The sequence below is a fragment of the Paracoccus sp. MC1862 genome, assembly GCF_016617715.1.
Taxonomy (GTDB): domain Bacteria; phylum Pseudomonadota; class Alphaproteobacteria; order Rhodobacterales; family Rhodobacteraceae; genus Paracoccus.
Map to the genome: position 1 here is coordinate 3208017 of NZ_CP067225.1, position 15725 is coordinate 3223741.

15 protein-coding genes and 1 pseudogene are annotated in these 15725 nt (G+C 67.8%); 13 read left to right on the forward strand and 3 right to left on the reverse strand.

Annotated features, from left to right (window positions below):
* Window positions 1-113: 113 nt before the first annotated feature.
* Window positions 114-2078: pseudogene (locus tag JGR78_RS15880) on the forward strand (methylmalonyl-CoA mutase family protein); the annotation flags it as partial.
* Window positions 2079-2157: 79 nt separating this feature from the next.
* Here the strand turns inward: JGR78_RS15880 and JGR78_RS15885 are convergent.
* Window positions 2158-2682: a fasciclin domain-containing protein gene (locus tag JGR78_RS15885; protein WP_182790943.1), complete on the reverse strand. Its 525-nt coding sequence runs from the start codon at window positions 2680-2682 to the stop codon at window positions 2158-2160.
* A gap of 181 nt (window positions 2683-2863) precedes the next feature.
* Between JGR78_RS15885 and JGR78_RS15890 the strand changes: the two genes are divergently transcribed.
* Window positions 2864-3640, forward strand: coding sequence for an HpcH/HpaI aldolase/citrate lyase family protein (locus tag JGR78_RS15890; protein WP_182790942.1), 777 nt, complete (start codon window positions 2864-2866; stop codon window positions 3638-3640).
* Between the two features lie 3 nt (window positions 3641-3643).
* On the opposite strand, the gene JGR78_RS15895 is transcribed toward JGR78_RS15890, so the two are convergent.
* Window positions 3644-4225 (reverse strand): peroxidase-related enzyme, encoded by a 582-nt coding sequence (locus tag JGR78_RS15895; protein WP_182790941.1) that lies wholly within the window; start codon window positions 4223-4225, stop codon window positions 3644-3646.
* A 62-nt stretch (window positions 4226-4287) separates the two neighbouring features.
* The gene (locus JGR78_RS15900) at window positions 4288-4989 is read right to left on the reverse strand and encodes a hypothetical protein (protein ID WP_182790940.1); all 702 of its coding nucleotides are present in this window, start codon (window positions 4987-4989) and stop codon (window positions 4288-4290) included.
* Between the two features lie 270 nt (window positions 4990-5259).
* Here JGR78_RS15900 and ffh point away from each other — a divergent pair, with 270 nt between their 5' ends.
* The 11 genes from ffh (at window position 5260) to JGR78_RS15955 (ending at window position 15671) form a co-directional block, all read left to right on the forward strand.
* Window positions 5260-6756 carry a signal recognition particle protein gene (gene ffh / locus JGR78_RS15905; RefSeq protein ID WP_182790939.1) on the forward strand — a complete coding sequence of 499 codons (1497 nt, stop codon included), beginning with the start codon at window positions 5260-5262 and terminating at the stop codon, window positions 6754-6756.
* A gap of 103 nt (window positions 6757-6859) precedes the next feature.
* On the forward strand, window positions 6860-7156 hold the full coding sequence (locus tag JGR78_RS15910) for a chorismate mutase (RefSeq protein WP_182790938.1): 297 nt from the start codon (window positions 6860-6862) through the stop codon (window positions 7154-7156).
* A gap of 25 nt (window positions 7157-7181) precedes the next feature.
* Window positions 7182-7607 (forward strand): 30S ribosomal protein S16, encoded by a 426-nt coding sequence (gene rpsP, locus JGR78_RS15915; RefSeq protein WP_182790937.1) that lies wholly within the window; start codon window positions 7182-7184, stop codon window positions 7605-7607.
* 65 nt (window positions 7608-7672) lie between these two features.
* Window positions 7673-8179 carry a ribosome maturation factor RimM gene (rimM, locus tag JGR78_RS15920; protein ID WP_182790936.1) on the forward strand — a complete coding sequence of 169 codons (507 nt, stop codon included), beginning with the start codon at window positions 7673-7675 and terminating at the stop codon, window positions 8177-8179.
* A gap of 7 nt (window positions 8180-8186) precedes the next feature.
* A complete protein-coding gene (locus JGR78_RS15925) occupies window positions 8187-8525 on the forward strand; it encodes a hypothetical protein (RefSeq protein WP_200559364.1) in 339 nt (112 codons plus the stop codon).
* Window positions 8518-9369: a tRNA (guanosine(37)-N1)-methyltransferase TrmD gene (gene trmD / locus JGR78_RS15930; protein ID WP_182790934.1), complete on the forward strand. Its 852-nt coding sequence runs from the start codon at window positions 8518-8520 to the stop codon at window positions 9367-9369. The genes JGR78_RS15925 and trmD overlap by 8 nt, the downstream gene beginning before the upstream one ends.
* A 13-nt stretch (window positions 9370-9382) precedes the next feature.
* Window positions 9383-9781, forward strand: coding sequence for a 50S ribosomal protein L19 (rplS, locus tag JGR78_RS15935; protein WP_182790933.1), 399 nt, complete (start codon window positions 9383-9385; stop codon window positions 9779-9781).
* An 11-nt stretch (window positions 9782-9792) separates the two neighbouring features.
* Window positions 9793-10014: a 50S ribosomal protein L31 gene (rpmE, locus tag JGR78_RS15940; protein WP_090752488.1), complete on the forward strand. Its 222-nt coding sequence runs from the start codon at window positions 9793-9795 to the stop codon at window positions 10012-10014.
* Window positions 10015-10495: 481 nt separating this feature from the next.
* A complete protein-coding gene (locus tag JGR78_RS15945; RefSeq protein ID WP_182803421.1) occupies window positions 10496-11272 on the forward strand; it encodes a division plane positioning ATPase MipZ in 777 nt (258 codons plus the stop codon).
* Window positions 11273-11358: 86 nt separating this feature from the next.
* Window positions 11359-12618, forward strand: a complete 1260-nt coding sequence (locus tag JGR78_RS15950; protein ID WP_182790931.1) for an efflux RND transporter periplasmic adaptor subunit — start codon at window positions 11359-11361, stop codon at window positions 12616-12618.
* Entirely contained in the window at window positions 12615-15671 is a 3057-nt protein-coding gene (locus tag JGR78_RS15955; protein WP_182803419.1) for an efflux RND transporter permease subunit, read from the forward strand. The genes JGR78_RS15950 and JGR78_RS15955 overlap by 4 nt, the downstream gene beginning before the upstream one ends.
* Window positions 15672-15725: the final 54 nt, after the last annotated feature.

The following is a 15725-nucleotide window of genomic DNA, read 5'->3' on the forward strand; positions in this document are numbered from 1 at the left end:
AGGCGAAACAATCTTTCAGGGCCTGCGTTGGCCTTGTGCCGCACTGCGGCGAGTTGACGGCGCAGCATCCTGTCCCTTAACTCGCCCCAAGCGACAGATTCTTTCATAAGGGGCGCCGCATGGCCCAGAAGGACAAACCCTGGCTGTTCCGCACCTATGCCGGCCATTCCACCGCCGCCAAGTCGAACGAGCTATACCGCAACAACCTGTCCAAGGGGCAGACCGGCCTGTCGGTGGCCTTCGACCTGCCCACCCAGACGGGCTATGACAGCGACCACGTGCTGGCGCGGGGCGAGGTCGGCAAGGTCGGCGTCCCCGTCGGCCATCTGGGGGACATGCGGGCGCTGTTCGACGCCATTCCGCTGGAACAGATGAACACCTCGATGACGATCAACGCCACCGCCCCGTGGCTGCTGTCGCTCTATGTCGCGGTTGCCGAGGAACAGGGGGCGGACGTGTCCAAGCTTCAGGGGACCGTCCAGAACGACATCATCAAGGAATACCTGTCGCGCGGCACCTATATCTGCCCGCCCAAGCCGTCGCTGCGGATGATCACGGATGTTGCGGCCTATACGGCGCAGCACCTGCCCAAGTGGAACCCGATGAACGTCTGTTCCTATCACCTGCAGGAAGCCGGGGCGACGCCGGAACAGGAACTCGCCTATGCGCTGGCGACGGGGATCGCGGTGCTGGACGACCTCAAGGGCAAGGTCGCGCCCGCGGATTTCCCGGCGATGGTCGGCCGCATCAGCTTCTTCGTGAACGCGGGCATCCGCTTTGTCACCGAACTCTGCAAGATGCGCGCCTTCACCGAGCTTTGGGACGAGATCTGCCGCGACCGCTACGGCATCGAGGAGGAGAAATACCGCCGCTTCCGCTATGGCGTGCAGGTGAATAGCCTCGGCCTGACGGAACAGCAGCCGGAAAACAACGTCTACCGCATCCTGATCGAGATGCTGGCCGTCACGCTGTCCAAGAACGCCCGCGCCCGCGCGGTCCAGCTTCCGGCGTGGAACGAGGCGCTGGGCCTGCCGCGCCCCTGGGACCAGCAATGGTCGCTGAGGATGCAGCAGATCATGGCCTATGAAACCGACCTGCTGGAATACGGCGATCTCTTCGACGGCAATCCGGCCGTCGCGGCCAAGGTCGAGGAACTCAAGGACGGAGCCCGCGCGGAACTGAAGCTGCTGGACGAAATGGGCGGCGCCATCGCCGCCATCGACTACATGAAGGGGCGGCTGGTCGAATCGAACGCCGCGCGGCTGAACCGGGTCGAGGACGGCGAGACGGTCGTGGTCGGCGTGAACCGCTGGCAGCAGGGCGAGCCCTCGCCGCTGACCGCAGGCGACGGCGGCATCATGGTCGTCGATCCGGCGGTGGAACAGGACCAGATCGCCCGGCTGAACCAATGGCGGCAGGATCGCGACACTGCGGCCGTCGAGGCCGCCCTGTCGCGCCTGCGCGAAGACGCGCAGGCCGGCCGCAACGTCATGCCCGCCTCCATCGCCGCGGCGAAGGCAGGCGCGACAACCGGCGAATGGGCAGGCGTCATGCGGCAGGTCCACGGCGAATACCGCGGCCCGACCGGCGTATCCCCGAACCCCTCCAACCGCACCGAGGGGCTGGAGCCGATCCGCGAGGCGGTGGACGCCGTCAGCACCCGCCTCGGACGCCGGATGAAGTTCGTGGTCGGCAAGCCCGGTCTCGACGGCCATTCCAACGGGGCCGAGCAGATCGCCTTCCGTGCAAGGGACTGCGGCATCGACATCACCTATGACGGCATCCGCCTGACGCCGGAACAGATCGTGGCCGCCGCCCGCGAACAGGACGCCCATGTGGTCGGCCTCTCGATCCTCTCGGGCAGCCACCTGCCGCTGGTCCGCGACGTGATGGACCGGATGCGGGCGGCGGGTCTGGGCCACATCCCGGTGATCGTCGGCGGCATCATCCCCGACGACGACGCCAAGCGGCTGGCCGAGATGGGCGTGACCCGCGTCTACACCCCCAAGGACTTCGAGCTGAACCGGATCATGATGGACCTGGTCGCGCTGGTCGACCCTGAGGCGCAGGCGGCCTGACCGCCATGAAAAAAGGGGGCGCGAGAGGCGCCCCCTGAGTTGCCGGGTCGGCAGGCTTCCCGGACAGCGGAAGTTCCGGTCACGAGGCCGGCAGCAGCACCCCGTCGATGACATGGACGACGCCGTTCCCGGCCTCAAGGTCGGCCGTCGCCACGGTGGCCGAAGTGCCGCCGGGGCTGGCAATCGTCACGGTGCCGCCCGATTCCGTGGCCGTCAGGCTGCAGCCGCCCAGCGCGGGGACCGTGGCCGTGCCGTTCCCGTTGGCGATCATCTGCGCCACGTCGGCGGCCATGGCCTTGGCCTCGACGACGTGGCAGCCCAGCACGGCAACAAGCTGGTCCTTGTTCTCGGGCTTGAGCAGGTCATCCAGCGCGCCCGCGGGCAGCGCCGCGAAGGCCGCGTTCGTCGGCGCGAAGACGGTGAAGGGACCGGCGCCCTGCAGCGTCTCGGCAAGTCCGGCAGCGGTCACGGCCTGCACCAGCGTGGTGTGATCGGGCGACCCTACCGCGACATCGACAACGGTCGCCGGGGCGGTCTGGGCAAAGGCCACGCTTGCACCAAGGGCGAAAAGGGCGGCAGCGGCGGAAGTTCTTGCGAAGGTCATCGGGCTGTCTCCTGGGATGGATTGTTACAGGTGTTACAGGATAGTGCCGACCAACTCTGCACGCTCACATTTGTTGCCATCACTTGCGCGTGAACCCCGCGCCGCCCGGCCGCCCCGGCCACCCGCTTGCACAAGCGCCGCGCCTTCCCCACTCTGCCCCCGCACAGACCGGAGCCTGCACATGCCCGCCCCCGAGAACCGCTTCAAATCCCGCCTTGCGGCCGGAGAGACCCTGATCGGCGCCTGGGTCGGGCTGGCCGACGCCTATGCCGCCGAGATCACCGCCACCGCCGGCTTCGACTGGCTGCTGATCGACGGGGAACACGCGCCGAACGACCTCCGCTCGATCCTCGCGCAACTGCGGGTGGTCGAGGCGTCCGGCAGCGCCCCCGTGGTGCGCCTGCCGATGGGAGAGACCTGGGCGATCAAGCAGGCGCTCGACATCGGCGCTCAGTCGCTGCTGATCCCCATGGTCGAAAGCGCCGCGCAGGCCGTGCAACTGGTCCGCGCCACCCGTTATGCGCCGAACGGCAACCGCGGGGTGGGGGCGGCGCTGGCGCGGGCCTCGGGCTTTTCCGCGATCCCGGACTACCTTGCCACGGCGGATGCGCAGATCTGGCTGGGGGTGCAGGTGGAAACCCGCGCGGGCCTTGCCGCCCTGGACGGGATCCTGACAGTCGAGGGCGTGGACGGCGTCTTTATCGGCCCCTCGGACCTTGCCGCCGACATGGGCTTTCCGGGCCAGTTGGACCACCCCGAGGTGCAGCAGGCGGTCCGCGCCGCGCTCCGGGTGATCGCTGCTTCGGGCAAGGCGCCCGGCATCCTCTGGACCGACGAGGCGAATGCGCGGAACGCCGTGGCCGACGGCGCCCGCTTTGTCGCGACCGCCATCGACGTCACCACCTATGCCACCGCGATCCGCGATGCGGCCGCGCGCGGGCTGGCGCTGAAGCCGTAAGATTCAGCCCTGCTTCGGCAGCCGCCCCAGCAGGAAGAACTCGTCGTTCGGGGGGATGTCGGCCATGTTCACCAGCCGGTTCGACATCCCGAAGAAGGCGGTGATCGCGCCGATGTCCCAGATCTCGTCGGGGGTGAAGCCCGCCTCGATCATGTCCTCGTAATCGTCCTGGGTGATATTGTCGGCATCCGTCGCCACAAGTTCAGCGTAATACAGCATGGCATAGTGCCGCTCGCTCAGGCCCGCCTTGCGCCAGTTGATCGCAACCTTGTCCGCGATCATCGGGTCACGCGCCCGGATGCGCAGGATCGCCCCATGGGCCACCACGCAATACTGGCAGCGGTTCAGCCCCGAGGTGGCAACCACGATCATCTCGCGCTCGGCCTTCGACAGCCCCTCGTCCTTTTCCATCAGCGCGTCGTGATAGGCGAAGAAGGCGCGGAACTCGGCCGGGCGATGGGCCAGCGCAAGGAAGATGTTGGGCACGAAGCCCGACTTCTCCTGCACGGCGCGGATCATCTCCTGAATGTCGGGCGGAAGGCTGCGCAGGTTGGGAATGTCGAAGCGGCTGATGGCTTGGGTCATGGTCGGTCCCTTGATGTTCGTCCGGGCTTACCATGACCGCCCCCTTCGGCAAAAGCCGCGGGTCAGGAGACCCCGGTCATCTGCCGATATCGCAGAATCCCGCCCAGCAGGATCAGGACGCCCAGACCCTCGAAAGCCTCCTCGGCGCCGCTGACCAGCGCGTAGGAGATGCTGTCCTCAAGCCCGTCGTCCCACAGCTTGCCGCCGATCATCTCGATCCCGACCGCGCCCGCGACAAAGACGACGCCTGCGGCGATCATCCACCGGCGGGTCGATGCGGGCAGCCGTCCAAGGAACGGCAGCACCAGCAACCCGCCCAGCGCGACCACCGCGATCGCCGGGACCACCCAGGCGAACCTGAGAAAACCGCCCCATTGGAAATGGTCATGCAGCCGCACGGCGACGGCCTCGTGGATCATCAGCAGCTCGTCGGCCGACACCGCCAGCACCGCCAGCCCGACGCCGATCCAGCCCCAGCGCAGGATGCGGTCGGACGGCGGGGTGCGAAGCCCGAGGTCCAGCATCAGAAGCCCCGCAACCCCCAGCGCCAGCACCGAGAACCAGGTGTAAAGGCTGCTTTCCTCGTTCGGGTCCAGAAGGCGGGGCAGGGGCGCAGGCCAGGGTCCGGACAGCGTCTGCAGCAGGTGCAGGCACAGAAGCACCGCCCAGATCCCATAGGCCGCCGTCAGCAGGGGCGCATGGAGCCGCGACGAACCGGCCCCCCAAGCCGCCGCGCCATTCACAGTCACATTCGGCCACGCCATGTGCAAACCCGATCCCATCGTTAACAGAACAAACATTTTATCGTTAACAGATTGTCATGATTCTGTCGCACGAGGAAGCGCCGCATCGGCAAGGTGCTGCCGGTCGGCTTTCCAGCCCGGCGGTTGACTCGGGCGCTTGTCTGGCGTAACGGGGTTCCACACCCGGAAGCTCTGCCTTCCGGTCCCCGATCTTGCGCGGGGATCGACCCCCGTCAGCGCGTTGCGCCCACGGGGGCCGTCCTGTTTTCGTCGCTGCCACGGAGGCCGCCGATGTTCGAGAGCCTGTCAGACCGCCTCGGCGGAGTCTTCGACCGCCTGACCAGGCAGGGCGCGCTGTCCGAGGATGACGTCACCGCCGCCATGCGCGAGGTACGCCAGGCGCTGCTGGACGCCGACGTCTCGCTGCCGGTGGTGCGCAGCTTCGTCCGCGCTGTCACGCAGAAGGCCACGGGCGCCAATGTCACCAAGTCGGTCAGCCCCGGCCAGCAGGTCGTCAAGATCGTCCATGACGAGCTGATCCGCACCCTGCAGGGCGAGGATGCGCCCGAGACGCTGAAGATCGACGTGCCCCCTGCGCCGATCCTGATGGTCGGCTTGCAGGGGTCCGGCAAGACCACCACCACTGCCAAGCTGGCGAAACGGCTCAAGGACCGCGAGAAGAAGCGCGTCCTGATGGCTTCGCTGGACACCAACCGACCCGCGGCGATGGAGCAGTTGGCGATCCTCGGCAGCCAGGTCGGCGTCGATACCCTGCCGATCATCAAGGGCGAGAACGCGGTCCAGATCGCCAAGCGCGCGAAACAGCAGGCGACGCTGGGCGGCTATGACGTCTACATGCTCGACACCGCGGGCCGCCTGCACATCGACGACGTGCTGATGGACGAGGTGCAGGCCGTCCGCGACGTGGCGAACCCGCGCGAGACGCTGCTGGTCGTCGATGGCCTGACCGGCCAGGACGCCGTGAACGTCGCGACCGAGTTCGACGCCAAGCTCGGCGTCTCGGGCGTGGTCCTGACCCGGATGGACGGCGACGGGCGCGGCGGTGCTGCGCTGTCGATGCGCCAGATCACCGGCAAGCCCATCCGCTTCGTCGGCGTCGGCGAAAAGATGGACGCGCTGGAAAGCTTCGACGCGGAACGTGTCGCGGGCCGCATCCTCGGCATGGGCGACATCGTGGCCCTGGTCGAGAAGGCCCAGCAGGTGCTGGAGGTCGAGCAGGCAGAGCGCATGATGAAGCGCTTTGCCAAGGGCCTGTTCAACATGAACGACCTGAGGAACCAGCTTGAGCAGATGCAGAAGATGGGCGGGATGCAGTCCATCATGGGCATGATGCCGGGCATGGGGAAGATGGCGAAGCAGGCCGAAACCGCGGGCATCGACGACACCATGCTGCGCCGCCAGGTCGCGCTGATCAATTCGATGACCAAGAAGGAACGCGCCAACCCCGATCTGCTGCAGGCCAGCCGCAAGAAGCGGATCGCCGCGGGCGCGGGGATGGAGGTGGCGGAACTGAACAAGCTGCTGAAGATGCAGCGCCAGATGGCCGACACGATGAAGAAGGTCAGCAAGATGGGCAAGGGCGCGATGATGAAGCAGGCCATGCGCGCCATGTCCGGCAAGGGCGGCGGGCTGCCCGATCTGGGCGACGTCGATCCGGCCAAGATGGCCGAGGCCACGAAGATGCTGCAGGACCAGAAGGGCCTTGGCGGCCAGTTGGGCGGGATGAACCTGCCCGGCGGGCTTTCGGGGCTGTTCGGCAAGAAATGACGGCGCTGACCGGCATCCCGGTGACTGGGACCGGGCGGTTCATACCGTCCGTGCATCGCCTGTGCATGGTCCGTGCATCGGATGCACTGCCCGGTTTTGCCCCATGACCGACCTTTCCGCCCGCGCCGCCGAGCTGCTGGCCGACCATCGCGCCAGCATCGACCGGCTGGACGCCGTGCTGGTCTTCACCCTGGCCGAGCGGTTCAAGCACACCCAGTCCGTCGGGCGGCTGAAGGCGCAGCACGACCTGCCGCCCTCGGACCCCGCGCGCGAGGCCGCCCAGATCGCCCGGCTCGAACGGCTGGCGGCCGAGGCGGATCTGGACCCCGCCTTCGCCCGCAAGTTCCTCAATTTCGTGATCTCGGAGGTCATCCGGCATCACGAGCAGTTCCAGAAATAAAACGCCATATCAAGGAGATGAACCTATGGCCATGAAGATCCGGCTCGCCCGCGGCGGGTCCAAGAAGCGTCCCCATTATGCCATCGTCGCCACCGACTCGCGCATGCCGCGCGACGGCCGCTTCCTGGAGAAGCTGGGCACCTACAACCCGCTGCTGCCCAAGGATTCGGAAGACCGGATCAAGATGGATGTCGAGCGCGTGCAGCACTGGCTGTCCCAGGGCGCCCAGCCGACCGACCGCGTGGCCCGCTTCCTGGAAGCCGCCGGCGTGAAGGAAAAGACCGAGCGCGCCAACCTCAAGAAGGGCGAGCCGGGCAAGGCCGCCAAGGACCGCGCCGAGAAGCGCGCCGCCCGCGAAGCCGCCGCCGCCGAGGCTGCAAATGCGCCCGCCGCGACCGACGAGACCGCGCTGGACGCCTCGGAATCGACCAGCGGCACCGAGTCGCCCTGATCCACGGATCACCGGCGGGCGCGCGTTTGCGCCCGCCCGTCCGACGTTCGGCAAGGGGCACCCGCATGGCTGAACCGTCCAACCGCATCTGCGTCGGCGCCATCGCCGGCGCCTTCGGCGTGCGCGGCGAGGTGCGGCTGAAAAGCTTCTGCACTGTCGCCGAGGACATCGCCACCTATGGCGAATTGACCAGCGAGGACGGCGGGCGCCGCTTCACGGTCAAGCTGACCCGGCCTGTCAATGGCGGGCTGGGCGCGCGTCTGTCAGGGGTGGAAACCAAGGAGCAGGCCGACGCGCTGAAGGGCGTGACGCTCTGGGCTGACCGCGCGGCGCTGCCCTCGCTGCCGGACGACGAGTTCTACCACGCCGACCTGATCGGGCTGGAGGTGATGGACACGGGCGGCGCGAGCCTCGGCCGCGTCCGCGCCATCTACGACCACGGTGCGGGCGACATCCTTGAGGTTTACGGCCCCTCGGGCGTGCTGCTGATTCCATTCACGCAAGCGGCGGTGCCGACCGTCGATCTGGCCGCAAGGCGCATTGTCGCGGACCCGCCGGGTTCGGATGAATAGGGCCTCGTTGCGTCTGTGGATCGGCCGGGCGCTGATCGTCACCGGGCCGGTGCTGGCGGGTTTGGGTAGTCGAGGAGGCTGGACGGTGGGGCTGTTCGCGCTGCTCGCCGTCTTTGGGCTGGTGCTGGCCGCGCCTGCGGAAAGCTGGCGCTCGCCCTTTCATCTCGCAGCGGTCACGGCGCTGGCCGCCTTGGGCTGCGTGGCTTTGTATGTCGGCGCCGATGCCGTCAGCCGCAGCCTCGGCTGGTCGGGCAACTGGGGCGGCCTCGGCCCTCTGGCGTTGTCGGCCGCGGGCGCGGTGCTGGCGGGAACCGGCTGGTTCCCGGTCAGAGGCGGCGATGGCTGAGCCACCCTCCCGCTCCCACGGCCGGGTCGCGGTGCGCCCCTCGCTGCGGCCGCGCGACCTGATGGCGCCGCCCGAACTCGCGGGCGCCTGGACCGCGCAGGTCATCACCCTGTTCCCCGAGGCCTTCCCCGGCACGCTGGGCCTGTCGCTGACCGGCCGCGCGCTGACCGAGGGCTTGTGGTCGCTGCGCACGATCCAGTTGCGCGACCATGGCATCGGGCGGCACCGCAACGTGGACGACACGCCGGCGGGCGGCGGCGCAGGCATGGTCATTCGCGCCGATGTCATGGCCGCCGCGCTGCGCGAGGCCAGGGCCGCCGCTCCTGATCTGCCGGTGGTCTATCTTTCCCCCCGAGGCCGCCCGCTGACCCAGGCTATCGCTCGCCGTCTGGCGCAAGGCCCCGGCGTCACCCTCATCTGCGGGCGCTTCGAGGGCGTGGACCAGCGCGTTCTGGACGCCTTCGACGTCACGGAAATCAGCATCGGCGATTACGTCCTGACCGGCGGAGAGATCGCCGCTCAGGTCTTGATCGACGCGACGATCCGCCTTATACCCCGCGTGCTGGGGAATCAGGAATCTCTGGCCGAGGAGTCCTTTTCCCACGGCCTGCTTGAGCATCCGCAGTATACGAAGCCCGCCGAATGGGAAGCCCGTGCGATTCCAGATGTTCTTCTGTCGGGAAATCACGCGGCAATTTCGCGTTGGCGGCAGGACGAGGCCGAAAGGCTGACAAAGCAACGCCGCCCCGACCTGTGGCGGGCATACCGTGACGGTATGGACCCGGACCAAAGGACGCAGCTCTCGGGCGCATCAGACCAATCGCGGGACCACCGCGAGCCATGACAAGGAACCCGCGATGAACCTGATCGCCCAACTGGAAGCCGAGCAGATCGCCGCTCTGGCCAAGACCATTCCCGACTTCAAGGCCGGCGACACCGTCCGCGTCGGCTACAAGGTGACGGAAGGCACCCGCACCCGCGTGCAGATGTACGAAGGCGTCTGCATCAGCCGCAGGGGCGGCGACACGCTGGCCGCGTCCTTCACCGTCCGCAAGATCTCCTTCGGCGAGGGCGTCGAGCGCGTCTTCCCGCTGTATTCGACCAACGTCGATTCGATCGAGGTCGTGCGCCGTGGCCGCGTCCGCCGCGCCAAGCTGTATTACCTGCGCGATCGCCGCGGCAAATCCGCCCGCATCGCCGAAGTCTCCAACTACAAGCCGAAGGCCGCCAAGGCCGACGCCAACCAGAACGTCTGAGGTCGCGCGCCATGAAAGCCGATACCCATCCCGAATACCACATGATCACCGTCAAGATGACGGATGGCACGACCTACCAGACCCGTTCCACCTGGGGGAAAGAGGGCGACACGATGTCCCTGGACATCGACCCGACCTCGCATCCCGCGTGGACCGGCGGCTCGGCCAAGCTGATGGACACCGGGGGGCGCGTGTCCCGGTTCAAGAACAAATACGCCGGCCTGGGCTTCTGATCCCGCGTGTCGGAATGACGAAAACGCCGCCCCGAGGGGCGGCGTTCTCGTTCGCAGGTCAGAGACGGAAGATCGTGGCAAGAAGCCCTTGGCCCCGCGTCGTCTCGGGGACCACCGGACGGCCCGTCACGCTGCCCTGCGGCGTGTCCAGTGTCACCCGCCCATCCGGCGAGACGGCGACGATCCTGCCCTGGACAGTGCCACCGCTGCCCAGCGAAACCGCTGCGACAGAACAGTACTGTGCAGAAACCTTGTTCTTGACGGATTGCAACATCGGCTTACTCGCAAACACAAATCGTTAACCGGTTATTAACCTTCGTGTCACAAAGGCGTTCCCGTCAAGGCTGCATTTGTTTCGTTGGCTCATCCGATGGGCGGTGCGCTGCTGACTTGGGGGGCCGGGCTCTGCCGCCCCTGCCAGCCACCATGACTTGCGGCGGCTCTCCCGTTACCTTGCGGCTGGTTTGAAGCGGGGCGATTCGTGGCGCATATCATCGTCGTAGGCAACGAGAAGGGCGGTTCGGGCAAGTCCACGACCTCGATGCATGTCGCAACCGCGCTGGCGCGGATGGGGCATCGGGTCGGCGCGCTGGATCTTGACGTTCGCCAGCGCAGCTTCGCCCGCTATCTGGAAAACCGCAGGGCCTTTGTCGAAGGCGAGGGGTTGGACCTGCCCGGCCCTATGCTGGGCGAGTTGTCGCGCGACGAGGGCACGGACCCGCTCTCCCCGGCCGTGGCCGCTCTGGACGCCGAGCATGATTTCATCGTGATCGACTGCCCCGGCTCGCATACGAAGCTGAGCCAGATGGCGCATACGCTGGCCGACACGCTGGTCACGCCGATGAACGACAGCTTCATCGACTTCGATCTGCTGGCCCGCATCTCGCCGCAGGGCGAGGTGCTGGGACCGTCGATCTATGCCGAGATGGTCTGGTCCGCGCGCCAGTTGCGCGGGCAGGCGGGGGCGGGGGCGATCGACTGGGTGGTGCTGCGCAACCGCCTCGGCACCACGGAAATGCACAACAAGCGCAAGGTCGGCGAGGCGCTGACCCGGCTGTCGCGCCGCATCGGCTTCCGCGTCGCCGCGGGTTTTGCCGAGCGGGTGATTTTCCGCGAACTGTTCCCGCGCGGGCTGACACTGCTGGATCTGCGCGACGTCGGAACCCAAGCCCTGTCGATGTCGAACATCGCCGCCAGGCAGGAACTGCGCGACCTGCTGACGGAACTGCGGCTGCCCGGCGTCAAGGTCAACATCTAGACACTGCCCCCCGCAGCCGCAGACGCCGCCATTGCCGCAGGATATGCTCGCGCCTATGTGCCACCGGCACCAGAGAGACATCACCCATGCGGCGCCTTTCCCTTATCGCAGCCCTGTTCCTGCTGGCTCCTGCCGCAGCCTTGCCGATGGGGGGCGCGCCGCCCGAACAGCCCGCTGCGGGCCAGGTGCAGGCTGCATTGCCGACGGTGACGATCGCGGCGGCGGCCCCGGCCGAGGTGCAGCGCCGGGTGCCGCTGTCCGGCACCCTGGTCGCGCGGGCGCAGGTGCAGGTCTATCCGCAGGTCGAGGGGCTGGAAATCGTCGCGCTCGGCGCCGAGCCGGGCGACCGGGTCGAGGCCGGGCAGGAACTCGTTCGGCTGTCCGACACTACCCTGCGGGCGCAACTGGCGCAGGCCGACGCCGAATTGCAGCGGGCGGTGGCCAGCGTCGCCCAAGCGCAAAGCCAGATTTCCTCGGCCGAGGCGGCGCTGACGCAGGCGGTGACTGCGCTGGAACGCGCGCAATCGCTGCGGCAAAGCGGCAGCGGCACGCAGGCCTCTCTGGATCAGGCAGTGGTGGCGGAAGCTTCGGCCCGCGCGGCGGCGGCGAGCGTCCGCGAAGGTCTGGCCGTTGCGCAGGCGGTCGAGGCGCAGGCGCGGGCTGCGCGCGAGATCGCACAGTTGAACCTGGACCGCACCCGCATCACCTCGCCCGTCGAGGGCCGGGTGGCCAGCCGCAACGCCGAACTGGGCACCATCGCCTCGGCGGCGGCGGGGCCGATGTTCATCCTGATCGCGGATGGCTCGATCGAGTTTCAGGGCGAGGTGATCGAAACCGACCTGCCCTTGCTGCAACCCGGCCAGCCGGTCGAGCTTGAGGTCGCGGGCGTGGGCCGCGTCGAGGGCCGGGTGCGCCAGTTGCCGGCAGCGGTCGATGCGACAACGCGGCTGGGCCTTGTCCGGGTGGGGCTGGATTATGACGACCGGCTGCTGACCGGCCTTTTCGCCAGCGGCGACATCATCACCGAACGGCGCGAGGCGGTGACGGTGCCTGCCTCGGCCATCCTTGCCGATGCCTCGGGCGAGCGGGTTCAGGTCGTCACCGACGGGACCGTGGAAACCCGCGCCATCGACGCGGGCCTTCTGTGGCAGGACAGGCGCGAGATCCGCGCGGGCGTTGCGGCCGGCGAAACGGTGATCGCCCGCGCAGGCGCCTTCTTCACCACCGGCGACCGGGTGAATGTCACGACCGACAGTCTCGATGCGCCGCCCAGCGTGGCGCTGGCCGTGGCCGTCGCACCTGACGCCGAGGCAGGAACGGCGGCGCCCGCGGGGGCGCAGCCATGAACCTCTCCACCTGGTCCATCCGCCACCCGGTCCCGCCCATCGCGATCTTCCTTGTGCTCTTGGTGCTGGGGCTGGTCAGCTTCATGCGGCTGCCGGTCACGGCGATGCCGAACATCGACCTGCCGATCATCCAGGTCACGGTCGGCCAGCCCGGCGCCGCGCCGACCGAGCTGATCTCGCAGGTCGTCCGGCCCATCGAGGACCAGATATCCAACATCCAAGGGATGCGCCATGTGACCTCGACGGCCTCGGACGGCGCCGCCAGCCTGACCGTCGAGTTCGAGCTGGAAACCGACAGCGACCGGGCGCTGAACGATGTCAAGGACGCGGTGGCGAGCGTTCGTTCCGACCTGCCGCAGTCGATCACCGAACCGCGTGTCCGCCGCCTTGACGTGACGGGGATGCCGATCCTGACCTATGCGGTGGGCGACCCGACGCGGTCCATCGAGGGCTTGTCGAAATTCGTGGACGACGTGATCGCCCGCGAATTGACCACCCTGCGGGGTATCGGGCAGGTCAGCCGCATCGGCGGCGCCGACCGCCAGATCGAGGTCGCGCTGGACCCCGACCGGCTGCTCGCCCATGAGCTGACGGCGGCCGAGGTTTCGAACGCGCTGCGCTCGCAGAACCTGAACGCCGGCGGCGGGCGCGGCGATCTGGCGGGGACGGAATATTCCATCCGCACCCTCGGCTCAGCCGACACGGTGGCGCAGCTTGCGGCGACGCCCATTTCCATCGCGGATGGCAAGACCGTGCGGCTGGACCAGTTGGGGACCGTGACCGACGGCCCCAGCGACGAGCGCAGCTTCGCCCTGCTGGACGGAAAGCCCGTGGTGGCTTTCGGCGTCTATCGGGCGACCGGCGAATCCGACCTGATGGCCGGCGACAATGCTAAGGAGCGGCTGGCCGAGATGGCCGAACGCTATCCGAACCTGACGATCACGCTGGTCGATGACACCACGACCTATACCGAACAGTCCTACGAGACCGCGATGCACACGCTGTATGAAGGCGCGGCGCTGGCGGTGATCGTGGTGCTGCTGTTCCTGCGCAACTGGCGAGCGACGGTGATCGCGGCCATCGCGCTGCCGCTGTCGGTGATCCCGACCTTCTTCGTCATGCAATGGCTCGGCTTCACCCTGAACGGGATCAGCCTGCTGGCGATCACGCTGGTGACGGGCATCCTCGTGGACGACGCCATCGTCGAGATCGAGAACATTGTCCGGCACATGCACATGGGCTCGTCGCCCTATCAGGCCTCCGAGGAAGCCGCGAACGAGATCGGCACGACCGTCATCGCCATCAGCTTTTCCATCGTCGCGGTCTTTGCGCCGGTGGCCTTCATGGGCGGGATCGCGGGGCAGTATTTCAAGCAGTTCGGCCTGACTGTCGCGGTGTCGGTGCTGTTCTCGCTGCTGGTCGCGCGGATCATCACCCCGATGCTGTCGGCCTATTTCATCCGCGGCACCGGCCACCCCGAAGAGCCGCGCGATGGCCGTGCCATGCGGGGGCTGATGGGCGTGCTGGCCTGGACCATGCGGCATCGCGGCCTGACGCTGCTGCTGGGGGTGGGCGTCTTCGCGGGCTCGATCTGGTCGGCGACCCTGCTGCCGACCGAGTTCATCGCCTCGGGCGATGTCGGCCGCAGCCAGATCGAGGTCGAACTGCCCCCCGGATCAACCGTGGACCAGAACGAAGGGATCACGCGCGCCCTGACCGCCCGCGTCGCCGTCATCCCCGAGGTCCAGTCGGTCTTTGTCATGGGCGGCACCTCGGAACCCACCAAGTCGCGGTTGATGATCAATTATGGCACCAAGGCCAGCCGCGAGCGCAGCCAGTTCGAGATCGAGGAGCAGTTGAAGCTGCTGCTGGCCGACACGCCCGACGTGCGCCTGAACTTCCAGAACGAGGCGGGCGGCAACGACCTGACCATCAGCGTGATGGGCGATACCGAGGCAGGGGCGGCACGCGCGGCCGATCTGCTGGTGGCGCAGATGCGGCAGATGCCGGAACTGGAAAGCGTCACCTCCTCCTCGGCGCTGCAGCGGCCCGAGATTCAGATCACGCCCCGCACCGACATCGCGGCGCAGCTTGGGGTGTCCACGGCGGCCATGGCGCAGACCCTGCTGGTGGCGACGCTGGGGGATGCCGAGGCGAACCTGCCAAAGTTCAATGCCGGCGACGAGCAGGTGCCGATCATGGTCCGACTGAACGAACCCGCGCGCGAGGATCTGATGCAGTTGCGGAACCTGCGGGTGCCCTCGTCAGTGGGGCAGGTGCCGCTGGGGGCGGTGGCCGACGTGTCGCTGTCGGCGGGGGCCACGCAGATTTCCCGCTATGATCAGCGCTATCGCACGACAGTGTCGGCGAACCTTGCCGATGGCGCGGTGCTGGGGCCGGTCGCAGCCCAGGTGCAGGCGTTGCAGGACCGGATCGAACTGCCGCCGGGGACCGAGTTCCAGACATCGGGCGATGCCGAGATCATGGGCGAGGTCTTCGGCGCCTTCGGCTTCGCCATGGGGGCGGGGGTGCTGTTCGTCTATGTCGTGCTGGTGCTGCTGTTCCAGAACTTCGTGACCCCGATAAGCATCCTTCTGTCGCTGCCGCTGGCCATCGGCGGCGCGATCCTCGCGCTGTTCGTCACCGGCAACGCCATCGGCATGGCCGTGGTCATCGGCTTCCTGATGCTGATGGGGATCGTGACCAAGAACGCGATCATGCTGGTCGAGTTCGCCGTTCAGGCCATGGAGCGGGGGGCGCCCAAGCGCGAGGCGATCCTTGACGCCGTCCACAAGCGGGCGCGGCCGATCATCATGACGACCATCGCCATGGCGGCGGGGATGCTGCCCTCGGCGATCTCGACCGCCGAGGGGTCCGAGTTCCGTTCCCCCATGGCGATCGCGGTGATCGGTGGGCTGCTTTTGTCCACGATGCTGTCGCTGCTGTTCGTGCCTTCGCTTTTCTCTCTGCTGCATGGCGGGCAGGAGCGGGTCGGCGGCTGGCTGCGGCGCCGGCTGGGGCTGAACCGGGCCGCGCCTGCCGCGGCGGAGTAGGGTGCTTCGCCCCCCGGCGCGTTGCGCCTCCTCACGGTATCCGGGCCAGAAAAA

What these genes read in the sequence shown, in the direction of transcription:
- rpsP (WP_182790937.1), top strand. Translation starts at nt 7,182, where the DNA reads ATGGCCATGAAGATCCGGCTCGCCCGCGGCGGGTCCAAGAAGCGTCCC.
- JGR78_RS15950 (WP_182790931.1), top strand. Translation starts at nt 11,359, where the DNA reads ATGCGGCGCCTTTCCCTTATCGCAGCCCTGTTCCTGCTGGCTCCTGCC.
- rpmE (WP_090752488.1), top strand. Translation starts at nt 9,793, where the DNA reads ATGAAAGCCGATACCCATCCCGAATACCACATGATCACCGTCAAGATG.
- JGR78_RS15955 (WP_182803419.1), top strand. Translation starts at nt 12,615, where the DNA reads ATGAACCTCTCCACCTGGTCCATCCGCCACCCGGTCCCGCCCATCGCG.
- JGR78_RS15900 (WP_182790940.1), bottom strand. Translation starts at nt 4,989, where the DNA reads ATGGCGTGGCCGAATGTGACTGTGAATGGCGCGGCGGCTTGGGGGGCC.
- JGR78_RS15895 (WP_182790941.1), bottom strand. Translation starts at nt 4,225, where the DNA reads ATGACCCAAGCCATCAGCCGCTTCGACATTCCCAACCTGCGCAGCCTT.
- trmD (WP_182790934.1), top strand. Translation starts at nt 8,518, where the DNA reads ATGGCTGAGCCACCCTCCCGCTCCCACGGCCGGGTCGCGGTGCGCCCC.
- rplS (WP_182790933.1), top strand. Translation starts at nt 9,383, where the DNA reads ATGAACCTGATCGCCCAACTGGAAGCCGAGCAGATCGCCGCTCTGGCC.
- JGR78_RS15885 (WP_182790943.1), bottom strand. Translation starts at nt 2,682, where the DNA reads ATGACCTTCGCAAGAACTTCCGCCGCTGCCGCCCTTTTCGCCCTTGGT.
- rimM (WP_182790936.1), top strand. Translation starts at nt 7,673, where the DNA reads ATGGCTGAACCGTCCAACCGCATCTGCGTCGGCGCCATCGCCGGCGCC.
- JGR78_RS15890 (WP_182790942.1), top strand. Translation starts at nt 2,864, where the DNA reads ATGCCCGCCCCCGAGAACCGCTTCAAATCCCGCCTTGCGGCCGGAGAG.
- ffh (WP_182790939.1), top strand. Translation starts at nt 5,260, where the DNA reads ATGTTCGAGAGCCTGTCAGACCGCCTCGGCGGAGTCTTCGACCGCCTG.
- JGR78_RS15910 (WP_182790938.1), top strand. Translation starts at nt 6,860, where the DNA reads ATGACCGACCTTTCCGCCCGCGCCGCCGAGCTGCTGGCCGACCATCGC.